This is a genomic window from Clostridium sp. OM05-5BH (assembly GCF_003481505.1).
Lineage (GTDB): Bacteria > Bacillota > Clostridia > Lachnospirales > Lachnospiraceae > Otoolea > Otoolea fessa.
The window spans coordinates 7,068-19,854 of record NZ_QULJ01000002.1 but is presented as its reverse complement, the minus strand read 5'-3'; the positions used below and the strand labels follow the sequence as shown (position 1 = coordinate 19,854).

The following is a 12,787-nucleotide window of genomic DNA, read 5'->3' as shown; positions in this document are numbered from 1 at the left end:
GAAGCTCGGTAAAGACGGCTGAAAGATACCGTAATAGTTGATGAACATATATCTTCTATCGAAAACTATCCAGAGGCGGGTAGCGTATCCAACAGGTCGGGGGTCTATAAAATATCTATGGTTAGAATGTTCTATAAGGAACTGACGAAACAGCGAATGTACGGGTCTAAATTTGAACTTTGTAGAAATGCAAAGGTACGAGAAATCGTAGCTGGTGTGGCAAAGTAAGAATATAGGTTATGAAATGCCATATAACGTTACAGGCGGTATCAAGCCAGCAGGCTTATAGCTAGTGACCTAAGGATATATATGTATAGATAAGATTATCGGAACGAGGAAAGGTATTGGGTTCTCATCAAGAGAATAAACTGACGAAGAACAATAAGCAGTTGAACTAATGCTGAAAAGCAGAGGGCGAACCTAAGAAATTCTTGTAATGAGAATGGAGGAATGCCCTCAAGTCGTGTATATATTAGAAAAGTATTATGTTGTTTCAATAAGGATTACGAGTAAGATAAAAAAGCTCACTCAATTTCAAGCAAAGGAGTGAAGCCTTATGCCTAAAAATAAAAATGAAACATTGTGTGTAGAAGATTTAAGACACGCTGAATATTACGAAATGCAAAACACCTTTGATGATTTATATGCCAAAAGTAAGAATGGAGATATTTTCACTCATCTTATGGATATTATCCTATCGAGAGAAAATATATTACTGGCATATCGAAATATCAAAGCAAATGCAGGCAGTAAAACAGCAGGAACAGACGGTACAATAATTAAAGATATTGGCAAATTGCCAGCAGAAACAGTTGTCAAAAAAGTAAGATACATTGTTGCAGGCAGTCCACATGGGTATCGACCTAAGCCAGTGAGGCGAAAAGAAATACCAAAACCAAATGGGAAAACCAGACCTCTAGGTATTCCTTGTATGTGGGACAGGCTTATACAACAATGTATAAAACAAGTATTAGAACCAATCTGCGAAGCTAAATTTAGTGAAAACAGCTATGGTTTCAGACCTAATAGGTCAGTTGAAAATGCAATAAAAGCAACCTATAACCGCCTACAAATCAGCCAGCTACATTATGTGATTGAATTTGATATTAAGGGTTTCTTTGACAACGTGAACCATTCCAAGCTGATAAAACAGATATGGGCTATGGGAATACGGGACAAGCACTTGATATTCATTTTAAAAAGGATATTAAAAGCTCCAATCAAAATGACTAACGGTACAATAACATATCCAGAGAAAGGAACTCCGCAAGGGGGAATAATATCCCCACTACTAGCAAACATTGTTCTTAATGAGTTAGACCATTGGGTAGAAAGCCAATGGCAGGAAAATCCTGTTACAAAAAACTATGTGGTTCATATCAATAAAAGCGGTAGCCCATGTAAAAGCAACGCTTACAAAGAAATGAAGAAAACAAAGTTAAAGGAAATGTATATGGTTCGTTATGCAGATGATTTTAGAGTTTTCTGCCGCTACAAGGAAAGTGCTGAAAAAGCCAAAATAGCAATCACTCAATGGATTGAACAACGATTAAAATTGGAAGTATCACAAGAAAAAACAAGAATTGTAAATGTTAGAAAAAGATACTCCGACTTTCTTGGTTTCAAGATTAAAATGATACCGAGAAGAAAGAAGTTAGTTGTTAAATCACATATAAGTGATAAACAATTCAAAAACCAAAAAGACAAGCTGGTATCACAGGCAAAGAAAATTGCTTCTCCCTCAAAAGGGAAAACGGAATTAGAAGAAACAAGACTTTATAATTCAATGGTATTAGGTATGCAAAATTATTATCAGATTGCAACGAATGTAAATCTGGATTGTATGAAACTGAATAGAGCTGTAATGGCTATCTTCACTAACAGATTAGGTACAAACAAAAGGGGCAGATTGAGAAAAACAGGCAGACAACTTACGACAAAGGAGGCAACAAGATATGGTAAATCTAAAATGCTCCGGTATGTTGCTGGCGAGGGCGAACCTATTTTCCCTGTTGGATATATCCAACACAGAAAACCAATGGCAAAGGTGTATTTAGCGAATTGCTACACTCTAGAGGGAAGAAAATTTATCCACACCAATCTAAGTGTTGATAAATTACTGATGTACCAGTTAATGAAATTATCTTTGGAAAATCGCACAATAGAATACGCAGACAATCGAATTTCGCTATTTTCTGCTCAACATGGAAAATGTGCTATAACTCTGGAAGAATTTCAACAAGCTAATGAAATACACTGTCATCATATTGTACCAACTGGAGCTGGTGGAAATGACGATTATAAAAATCTTATTTTGGTAAAAGAGGCGGTACACCGTCTAATACACGCTAAAACAGAAGAAACAATACAAAAATATATAGCTCTATTGAAGCTAAATAAAGTCCAGCTCATAAGACTAAATAAATATAGAGTATTAGCTGGCAATCAAGAATTAAACTTGATATAGGTCTACTACATAAATACTTTTCAATATAAACACGATGGAACGCGGAGTGCGGTGAAAGTCGCACGCTCCGTGTGAATGGGGGGAAAAGTTTGAGATATTTATAATATCAGGAACTTACCTATCCATATATCAATGGTTTTTATCAAACGCACAGAGCTTAGTGCTTATGGCGATTGTGGTTATCGGTATCTACTTAGGGTTCAAGCGTGAGTTTTCAAAGCTCATTGGCTTCTTGGTAGTTGCCTTGATTGCTGTCGGCTTGGTATTCAATGCCGGCGGTGTGAAAGATGTACTGTTAGAGCTGTTCAACAAGATTATCGGTGCATAAAATTTTATTGTAGTGCTAATATGTGAGTGATATAATATGGATATGAAGAAAACGACAAATATGAATTTGAACTTAGGAGGAAAACTATTGTGTCAAATATAAAACTAAGAAATACATATAAGTCTTATACAGCGATATTTGTAATTGGTATATTAGTAGGGTGTATATGTAGACTGTTAGATTATTTTCCCGCAGATACACTATGGAGTTTTTCATCACCTCAAACATTGTTTGGTTTTTGGATTATTACCAATACTATCATCGTTATGTTAAGCACCTCAAATATTTGTGCAGGAATTAGTTCGTTCTTGTATATGTTTGGAATGACATTAAGTTTTTATGCTTTACAAGCAATATTAGGAATGTTTATACCTATGTTTTCCGGCGGATTCCGCTTTGGGCTATTCATATTGTTTACTGTTTGGTCAATCGCTTGTGCAATAGCAGCATTTATTCTGTACTATTGGAATAGGGAACATATTTTTAGTTCAGTATTATATTCTTTACCAGTAGGAGCATTATTTGCTGAAACAATAGCAGTTTTTATTTATTTTTTGGAACATCAAACATTCCTATTTCAGTTGTTAATGGATATTATAGGAGCTGTTGTGTTTACCATAATATTTTTCAAAAAAGTAAACTATAGAAAAATGTATATTGTCGGAATTGTATTAAGTACTTTGGTATTTTATTATATTTTTCCATGGTAGTTTATATTGATAAATCCCAGTTTGACAATTTCATATCCATACACACAAAGCAGTTAGTCTTAGGATTGACTGCTTTTTTCTTACCTAAATTTTAGATTGGAGTGATGAAATGAGCGATATTTTTAAGGATATGCAGACGAAAGTCGGCTGTGATTATATTTCCGACCTGCCCTCTTACAAGCGTAAGGTGTGGCAGGAAATGAAACGACTGAACCCTGCCGATTATGAAGAAAGACAGTTAGAAGATTTTTCTAAATATGTGTTTGGTATGTCGTACCAGACCTTACAAGATGTGATGAAACAACAGAAAGGACGTGAGGAACAATGCAGGAAACAAGGGTGCTGGTGGAAACGAAAGGAACAACTGGCGAAGAAACAACATCATACTGGTTTGACCTGCCGATAGATGTTGCAGAGTTTGAAGAAAAGTTAGGTGTCGGTGCAGAAAGTGGGGATTACCGCATTATCGAAAAGGTACTGCCCTTTGCTGATGAAGTCCACGAACATACAAGCGTGTACCAGCTCAACGAATTAGATTTTATGTACCGCCAGCTTTCAAGCGATATGCAGGAAGAATATGTATCACTTCTTACCGTGTATGAAAATTTAGAAGCACTTTATATTTGCAGGAACGTGATTACGGTTTATCCCGACTGCAAAAGCATGATAGATGTTGCAAGGCAAAAGCTGATGAACGACCCGACATTTAAGCATTTATCCGAGGACTGTCAAGAATATTACTTTGACTTTGAAGCCTACGCTTCTCACTTGCAGGAACACGGGAAATTTTTAGTAACAGAACACGGTATCTTTGAACTGCCAGAGTAGGAAATGAGGTGGTGCTTATGATTGATGATATGGCGGTTTACATTGCTAATCTTGGCAAATACAATGAGGGCTATTTAGTCGGTGCTTGGTTCACGTTCCCCATTGACGAGGAAGATGTGAAAGAAAAAATCGGCTTGAATGAACAGTATGAGGAATACGCTATCCATGATACCGACAACTTCCCCATTGCGATTGGCGAGTATGTTTCCATTGAAGAACTCAATGAGATGTATGAAATGATAGAGGAACTTCCCGACTATATTGTAGAGTGTCTGGACGAATTTATCAGCCACTACGGGACGCTGGAAGAAGTCGTGGAACACAAGGACGATATTTATTATTATCCCGACTGTGAAACTATGACAGACGTTGCCTATTACTACATAGACGAATTGCAGGCACTTGGGGACATTCCACCCAGCTTACAGAATTACATTGACTATGAAGCCTACGGGCGAGATTTGGATATGGGCGGTTGCTTTATTGAAACAAGCCGAGGTATGTGCGAGATACCATATTAACGCTGGAAGATCAGCGACAAGCATTGTTGTTACTGACAGCGTATTTCTCTTTAAGGGACAGTCTGAAAATGGCTGTCCTTTTCTATTTAGAAACTTACGAAAGGAGCTGAAAGAACTTGAAAAAGATTAAATCTTATACGGGTATCTGGAACGTGGAAAAAGTCTTGTATGCAATCAATGACTTTAACTTACCCTTTCCCGTTACCTTTACACAGATTACATGGTTTGTGATTACGGAATTTCTCATTATTCTGTTTGGGGATATTCCCCCACTTTCCATGATTGAGGGAGCATTTCTCAAATACTTTGGTATTCCCGTTGCTCTCACATGGTTTATGTCGCAGAAAACCTTTGACGGAAAGAAGCCGTACAGCTTTTTGAAATCACAGATAACCTATGCCCTGCGACCGAAAATCACTTATGCAGGAAAAGCCGTAAAACTGCATAAGCAGATACTCAATGAAACAATCACGGCAGTAAGGAGTGTGAACTATGTTCCCGATAAAATATATTGACAATAACCTTGTCTGGAATAAGGACAATGAGGTGTTTGCTTATTATGAGCTGATACCATACAACTATTCTTTCCTATCCGCAGAGCAGAAATTTATCGTGCATGACAGTTTCCGACAGCTTATCGCACAGTCCCGTGAGGGAAAAATTCATGCGTTGCAGATTGCAACGGAAAGCTCAATACGAAGTATGCAGGAGCAGTCAAAGAAGCTGGTTACGGGGAAATTAAAGGAAGTTGCCTGCCAGAAGATAGACGAACAGACCGAAGCGTTAGTATCAATGATTGGGGACAATCAAGTGGACTACCGCTTTTTTCTTGGCTTTAAGCTCATGGTTACGGAAGAACAGCTCAATCTGAAGAACATCAAAAAATCGGCGTGGCTGACATTCAAGGAATTTCTCCATGAAGTGAACCACACGCTGATGAATGACTTTGTTTCCATGCCGAATGATGAAATCAACCGTTATATGAAAATGGAAAAGTTGCTGGAAAATAAAATCTCCCGTCGCTTTAAGGTGCGTCGCTTGGAAATCCATGATTTTGGGTATCTCATGGAACATCTTTACGGCAGGGACGGTATCGCCTATGAAGATTATGAGTACCAGCTACCAAAGAAGAAATTACAGAAAGAAACGCTGATAAAATACTACGACCTTATCCGTCCGACAAGGTGTGTGATTGAGGAAAGCCAGCGGTATTTGCGATTGGAACATGAGGACAGGGAAAGCTATGTGTCCTACTTTACCGTCAATGCGATTGTTGGCGAGCTTGATTTTCCGTCGTCTGAAATCTTCTATTTCCAGCAACAGCAATTCACATTCCCCGTTGATACTTCTATGAATGTAGAAATCGTGGAGAACCGTAAAGCATTAACAACCGTCCGCAACAAGAAAAAGGAATTGAAAGACCTTGACAATCACGCTTATCAAGCAGGAAGTGAAACAAGCTCAAATGTGGTGGACGCATTAGACAGCGTGGATGAGCTGGAAACGGACTTAGACCAGACAAAAGAAAGTATGTATAAGCTCTCTTATGTAGTGCGTGTATCGGCTGATGATTTGGACGAATTAAAACGCCGTTGTGATGAAGTCAAAGATTTTTACGACGACCTCAATGTAAAGCTGGTGCGTCCTGCTGGGGATATGCTGGGGCTTCATTCTGAATTTCTTCCTGCCAGCAAGCGATATATCAATGACTACGTGCAGTATGTAAAATCAGATTTCTTGGCAGGTCTTGGTTTTGGTGCGACCCAGCAGTTAGGGGAAACTACGGGTATCTATATGGGCTATTCCGTTGATACGGGAAGAAATGTGTACCTGCAACCGTCGTTAGCTTCGCAGGGTGTAAAAGGTACAGTAACAAACGCTCTTGCTTCTGCTTTTGTCGGTTCGCTTGGCGGTGGAAAGTCATTCTGCAACAATCTTCTGGTATATTATGCGGTGCTGTTTGGCGGTCAAGCAGTCATTTTAGACCCCAAAGCTGAGAGGGGCAACTGGAAAGAAACGCTCCCAGAAATCGCCCATGAAATCAATATCGTAAACCTTACCAGCGACAAGGACAATGCAGGACTTCTTGACCCGTTCGTGATTATGAAGAATGTAAAAGACGCTGAAAGTCTGGCAATCGACATCTTAACATTCCTTACGGGTATTTCCTCTAGGGACGGCGAAAAATTCCCTGTACTTCGTAAGGCGGTACGCTCCGTTACCCAGAGCGACAGTCGGGGCTTGCTCCATGTGATAGACGAGCTACGCCGTGAAGATACACCCATATCAAGAAATATCGCAGAACATATCGACAGCTTCACGGACTACGACTTTGCACACCTGCTGTTTTCAGACGGTACGGTGGAAAATGCAATCAGTCTGGATAACCAACTCAATATCATTCAAGTAGCGGACTTAGTATTACCAGATAAGGATACAACATTTGAGGAATACACGACCATTGAATTATTGTCGGTGTCTATGCTGATTGTGATTAGTACCTTTGCCCTTGATTTTATCCATTCAGACAGAAGCATTTTTAAGATTGTAGACCTTGACGAAGCGTGGGCGTTCTTAAATGTGGCACAAGGCGAAACTTTATCAAATAAGCTGGTGCGTGCTGGACGAGCTATGCAGGCAGGCGTCTATTTTGTTACACAATCTTCTGGCGACGTGTCAAAGGAAAGTCTGAAAAACAATATCGGCTTGAAGTTTGCCTTTCGTTCTACTGACATCAACGAGATAAAGCAGACCTTAGAATTTTTCGGTATCGACAAGGACGACGAGAACAACCAGAAACGCTTGCGTGATTTGGAGAACGGACAATGCTTATTGCAGGACTTATACGGGCGTGTCGGTGTGGTGCAGATACACCCAGTCTTTGAAGAACTGCTACACGCCTTTGATACCAGACCGCCCGTACAGAGAAATGAGGTGGAGTGATGAAAGAAAGGATAAAAGGTGCGTTCACAAAAAGGAAGATACTTCACTTTCTCAAAATGGCTCTGTTTGTCGTGGCACTCTCCCTTATCCTGCTCTCACTTCTGGGGACGGTGGCTCATGCGACGGGGCTTGTGGACGATACCATAAACGCAGAAAATCTTTACTCAAAATATCCGCTGTCGAATTACCAGCTTGATTTTTATGTGGATAATAGCTGGTCGTGGTTGCCATGGAACTGGCTGGACGGTATCGGAAAATCGGTGCAGTACGGACTTTACTGCATTACCAATTTTGTCTGGACGATAAGCCTTTATTTAAGCAATGCTACGGGCTATGTGGTGCAGGAAGCATACAAACTTGATTTTATTAACGATATGGCAGACAGTATCGGACAAAGCATACAGACCCTTGCAGGCGTTACCGAGAACGGCTTTTCTTCTACGGGCTTCTATGTCGGTTTCCTGCTTCTCATTATCTTAATAGTGGGACTTTATGTTGCCTATACGGGACTTATCAAACGCGAAACCAGCAAGGCACTTCACGCTGTTATTAACTTTGTGGTGGTGTTCGTGTTGTCCGCTTCCTTTATTGCCTACGCTCCCGATTACATCAAGAAGATAAATGAATTTTCATCAGACATCAGTACCGCTTCTTTGGACTTGGGAACAAAAATCATGCTCCCCAACTCTGACAGCGAGGGCAAGGACAGCGTGGACTTGATACGGGACAGCTTGTTTTCCATTCAAGTGGAACAGCCGTGGCTCTTGCTTCAATTTGGTAACAGCAACGCAGAGGAAATCGGGACAGACCGTGTAGAAGCTCTGGTATCAGTAAGTCCAGAGGACGAGGACGGCAAGACCAGAGAGGAAGTCGTGAAAACAGAAATCGAGGACAATGACAACAACAATCTGACGATACCGCAGGTCGTAAACCGTTTAGGTATGGTGTTCTTCCTGCTATTCTTTAACTTAGGTATCACGATATTTGTATTCTTGCTTACGGGTATGATGTTGTTCAGCCAGATACTCTTTATTATCTTTGCAATGTTTTTACCTATCAGCTTTCTACTTTCCATGATACCGAGCTATGAAAGCATGGCAAAGCAGGCAATCGTGAGGGTATTTAATACCATAATGACACGGGCAGGAATAACGCTCATTGTAACGGTGGCGTTCAGCATTTCCAGTATGTTTTATAACATCTCCACAGACTACCCGTTCTTTATGGTGGCGTTCTTGCAGATAGTGTGTTTTGCTGGTATCTATATGAAACTGGGCGACTTAATGAGTATGTTCTCACTTAATGCTGGCGACAGTCAAAACATGGGACGAAGAATTTTCCGCAGACCGTATCTGTTTATGCGACATAGGGCTAGGCGTATGGAACACCGTATTGCAAGGGCGGTAAGTGCTGGCGGTATTTCGGGTGGTGTGGCTGGTGCGGTAGCTGGAAGTGCCGTTGCTGGCAAGAGAGCCGAAAGAAAAAATACGGCTTCTAAAGAAAATCGGGGCAATACCACTTCCAGCATGGGACAGCGTGCAGGCTCAAAGGTGGGTGCTGTCTTAGATACGAAAAATAAAGTGAAAGACAAGGCTAACGCTGTCAAAGAGAATATCAAGGATATGCCGACACAGACCGCTTATGCGGTGTATTCCGCAAAGGAAAAGGCAAAGTCCAGCGTATCAGACTTCAAGCGTGGCATGGTGCAGGAACAGCAGTCCAGACAGACGGGACGCTTGGAAAAGCAGGAACAGCATAGACAGAATATCGCTGACAAACGTATGGAGCTTCAAAAGGCACAAGAAGCAAGACAAAGAAAGACGGACGGATCAGCGACAACGGGAGCTACCCGTCCCCATGAGCGACCAGCCACAGCTTCAACCATTCCAAAGCCGAGTGCGGAAAAAATGCAGGAAGTGAAACGTCCTGCCACAGCGACCACTTCAAAAGCAAGTGAACCAGTCAAGACAAATGTTGTGAAAGAGCGTCCGTTATCTTCTGGTGCTTCTGATAAGAAAGCGACCCAGCCTGCACAGCCAGTACATAGGCAGAATGTAGAAAAAGTAGTATCGCAGGAAACACGCCAGAATTACAAAGCAGAGCGTACTACAAAGAAACAGACCTTTGAACAATCAAAGCGTACAACGGAACATACCGAAAAGAACCGTAACCTTGTAACGAAGAAAGGACAGAAGAAAAAATGAAACTGAAACATATCGCTCTTATTGGCAGTCTGTTTCCTATCCTCTTTTCCATAGTCCTTTTCTTTGGTGTCCTCATTAGTGCGGACAGCGACGACGAGAACAGCAACTTTTCTTCTGGCATTACGGGTATGAATTTATCCGCAGAAGTCTTGAAACATCAGCCTATGGTGGAAAAATACGCCAGAGAAAACGGTATCTCCGAGTATGTCAACGTGCTACTGGCTATCATTCAAGTAGAAAGTGGCGGTACGGCAGAAGATGTTATGCAGAGTTCAGAAAGTCTTGGTTTACCGCCCAACTCTTTAGATACGGAAAGCTCAATCAAGCAGGGGTGTAAGTATTTTGCGTCCCTGCTTTCTTCCTGTAAAAATCAAGGTATCGACGATTTGAATGTAGCGATACAGTCCTATAACTATGGCGGTGGTTATGTGGGATATGTGGCAGGAAAAGGAAAGAAACACACCTTTAACCTTGCAGAGAGCTTCGCCCGTGAGAAATCGGGTGGAAAGAAAGTAACCTACACCAACCCGATAGCCGTTGCGAAGAACGGGGGTTGGCGGTATCAGTATGGCAATCAATTTTACGTCGAATTAGTCAATCAGTATTTAACTGTTCCGCAGGTATCGGGAGAGCTGGCACAAAAGGTCATGAATGAAGCGTTAAAATATCAAGGCTGGAAATATGTGTATGGCGGTAGCAATCCCAACACTTCTTTTGACTGTTCGGGACTGACGCAATGGTGCTATGGAAAAGCTGGTATCTCCTTACCGAGAACCGCACAAGCACAGTATGACGCAACCCAACATCTTCCACTTTCGCAGGCAAAGGCTGGGGACTTGGTATTTTTCCATTCTACCTATAACGCTGGAAGTTATGTAACACACGTCGGTATTCTTGTTTCGCCGACACAGATGTACCACGCAGGCGACCCGATAGGATATGCAGACCTAAGTAGTAGTTACTGGCAACAGCACTTAATCGGTGCAGGACGAGTAAAACAATAGAAAGTGAGGATTTCATCATGTTTAGAAAGAATAAGAAACAGACAGAAACTATCAAAGAACCCAAAGAAAAAAAGGTGCGTACTTTCAAGGTAGGCACACATAAAAAATCCGTGATTGCATTGTGGGTGGTGCTTATCGCAAGCGTGAGCTTTGGGGCGTATAAGAATTTTACGGCTATCGACCAGCACACGACCCATGAAAAAGAAATCATAGAGCTTCGCTTGCAGGACACCAACGGGATAGAAAATTTTGTGAAGAACTTTGCAAAGCCCTACTACACATGGAGTAACAGCAAAGAAGCGATTGAAGCAAGGACGCAGGCAATCAGCGGTTATCTGACAAAGGAATTGCAGGACTTGAATGTGGATACCATTAGAACCGATATACCGACCAGCTCCACAGTTACAGATGTGATTGTATGGAGTATTGAACAGTCGGGAACGGACACTTTTTCTGCTACCTACGAAGTGGATCAGCAGATAAAAGAGGGAGAACAGACAAGCAATGTGAAAGCAACCTATACCGTAAAAGTCCATGTAGACGCTGACGGGGATATGGTAATCGTTCAGAACCCTACCCTTGCACCAGCAATCGAGAAATCAGATTATGAGCCTAAGACACCAGAAGCAAATGCAAGTGTAGACGCTGATACCGTCAATGACGCTACTGCATTTCTTGAAACATTCTTTAAGCTGTACCCGACAGCCACAGAAAAAGAGCTTGCCTACTATGTATCGGGAAATGTGCTTGAGCCTATCGGCAGGGACTACATTTATGCTGAACTGGTAAACCCTATCTTTACAAAGGACGGGGACAATGTGAAAGTCAAAGTTGCTGTGAAATTCCTTGATAATCAGACAAAGGCTACACAAATATCGCAGTATGAACTTGTGCTACATAAGGATAGCAACTGGAAGATTGTAGGATAATAAAATATGGAAAGTTTGCTTGACATTCTTTACTTGCAGGAGTATCATAAGATTAGAAAAGGAAAGCAAACTTTCCATTTGTTCAAGAAAGGGGTATGTTGTGAAAAATCGTTTAGAAGAATTACGAAAACAAAGAGGTATTAAACAAGAAGATTTAGCGACTGCTCTTGAAGTATCTCGTCAAACAATAGGCTCTTTAGAAAATGGACGCTACAATCCCTCTATTATCTTAGCTTTTAAAATTGCAAGGTACTTTCAAATGAGTATTGAAGAAATATTTATTTATGAGGAGGAAAGCAAATGAAACATAAGATACAAAAAGTTGAATTATTTATCGGTGTAATAATCTTTTTAGGTGGTTTACTAACTTATGGTTTAGGCGTACACCAACTATTGCCCGTACCTCGTCCAGATTTGGTTGTCTATGGTACAACGCTTATTGGAATAATATTGATTTTTATGGGTTGTGATATATTCAGTAAGCCAACAAAAGAAATGCAAATATTAGAAAATGATGAAAGAAATATCGCAATTACTAATGCTTCTCTTGCGAATGCTTATAAAGTAACACTTACATTATTGGTTCTTGTATTATTTGCTCTTGTCTTTATGGGATATATGAGTAAAGTTGTGTTTTTTTCGATAGCAGGAGTTATTGCTATCGGACAAATTACATGGGTTATAACAGCTCGTTATTTAGATAAAAATACGTCTTAATTCTTCAAGTATTTTTAGTTTTTCCTTCTCCATAACTACGCCCCATTCTTTTTTTGTATAGTAATATTGTATCATTAAGAATCACAAATCACAAGTGATTTGTGATTAATCACTTGTGATTTGTGATAAGTGATTT

At 40.6% G+C, this 12,787-nt stretch carries 13 protein-coding genes; all 13 read left to right on the top strand.

What is annotated here, in order from left to right:
- Window positions 1-556: 556 nt before the first annotated feature.
- The 13 genes from ltrA (at window position 557) to DXB70_RS02570 (ending at window position 12,651) form a co-directional block, all read left to right on the top strand.
- Complete coding sequence (ltrA, locus tag DXB70_RS02630) at window positions 557-2,467, top strand: group II intron reverse transcriptase/maturase (RefSeq protein ID WP_002286940.1); 1,911 nt, start codon at window positions 557-559, stop codon at window positions 2,465-2,467.
- A 103-nt stretch (window positions 2,468-2,570) separates the two neighbouring features.
- Window positions 2,571-2,795 carry a hypothetical protein gene (locus DXB70_RS02625; RefSeq protein ID WP_032548346.1) on the top strand — a complete coding sequence of 75 codons (225 nt, stop codon included), beginning with the start codon at window positions 2,571-2,573 and terminating at the stop codon, window positions 2,793-2,795.
- 89 nt (window positions 2,796-2,884) lie between these two features.
- The gene (locus tag DXB70_RS02620; RefSeq protein ID WP_008787617.1) at window positions 2,885-3,505 is read left to right on the top strand and encodes a hypothetical protein; all 621 of its coding nucleotides are present in this window, start codon (window positions 2,885-2,887) and stop codon (window positions 3,503-3,505) included.
- 109 nt (window positions 3,506-3,614) lie between these two features.
- On the top strand, window positions 3,615-3,911 hold the full coding sequence (locus DXB70_RS02615; RefSeq protein WP_008787618.1) for a hypothetical protein: 297 nt from the start codon (window positions 3,615-3,617) through the stop codon (window positions 3,909-3,911).
- Complete coding sequence (locus DXB70_RS02610; RefSeq protein ID WP_008787619.1) at window positions 3,830-4,333, top strand: antirestriction protein ArdA; 504 nt, start codon at window positions 3,830-3,832, stop codon at window positions 4,331-4,333. The genes DXB70_RS02615 and DXB70_RS02610 overlap by 82 nt, the downstream gene beginning before the upstream one ends.
- 17 nt (window positions 4,334-4,350) lie before the next feature.
- A complete protein-coding gene (locus tag DXB70_RS02605; protein ID WP_002323345.1) occupies window positions 4,351-4,854 on the top strand; it encodes an antirestriction protein ArdA in 504 nt (167 codons plus the stop codon).
- Between the two features lie 116 nt (window positions 4,855-4,970).
- The gene (locus DXB70_RS02600; protein ID WP_009243016.1) at window positions 4,971-5,369 is read left to right on the top strand and encodes a conjugal transfer protein; all 399 of its coding nucleotides are present in this window, start codon (window positions 4,971-4,973) and stop codon (window positions 5,367-5,369) included.
- Entirely contained in the window at window positions 5,347-7,797 is a 2,451-nt protein-coding gene (locus DXB70_RS02595; RefSeq protein WP_008787620.1) for an ATP-binding protein, read from the top strand. Before DXB70_RS02600 ends, DXB70_RS02595 begins: the two co-directional genes overlap by 23 nt.
- Window positions 7,797-10,001, top strand: coding sequence for an MFS transporter (locus DXB70_RS02590; protein WP_008787621.1), 2,205 nt, complete (start codon window positions 7,797-7,799; stop codon window positions 9,999-10,001). The genes DXB70_RS02595 and DXB70_RS02590 overlap by 1 nt, the downstream gene beginning before the upstream one ends.
- The gene (locus tag DXB70_RS02585) at window positions 9,998-11,005 is read left to right on the top strand and encodes a bifunctional lysozyme/C40 family peptidase (protein WP_008787622.1); all 1,008 of its coding nucleotides are present in this window, start codon (window positions 9,998-10,000) and stop codon (window positions 11,003-11,005) included. The genes DXB70_RS02590 and DXB70_RS02585 overlap by 4 nt, the downstream gene beginning before the upstream one ends.
- Before the next feature lie 17 nt (window positions 11,006-11,022).
- Entirely contained in the window at window positions 11,023-11,934 is a 912-nt protein-coding gene (locus DXB70_RS02580) for a conjugal transfer protein (RefSeq protein WP_008787623.1), read from the top strand.
- A gap of 100 nt (window positions 11,935-12,034) precedes the next feature.
- Window positions 12,035-12,238 carry a helix-turn-helix transcriptional regulator gene (locus tag DXB70_RS02575; RefSeq protein WP_008787624.1) on the top strand — a complete coding sequence of 68 codons (204 nt, stop codon included), beginning with the start codon at window positions 12,035-12,037 and terminating at the stop codon, window positions 12,236-12,238.
- Window positions 12,235-12,651: a hypothetical protein gene (locus tag DXB70_RS02570; protein WP_008787625.1), complete on the top strand. Its 417-nt coding sequence runs from the start codon at window positions 12,235-12,237 to the stop codon at window positions 12,649-12,651. The genes DXB70_RS02575 and DXB70_RS02570 overlap by 4 nt, the downstream gene beginning before the upstream one ends.
- Window positions 12,652-12,787: the final 136 nt, after the last annotated feature.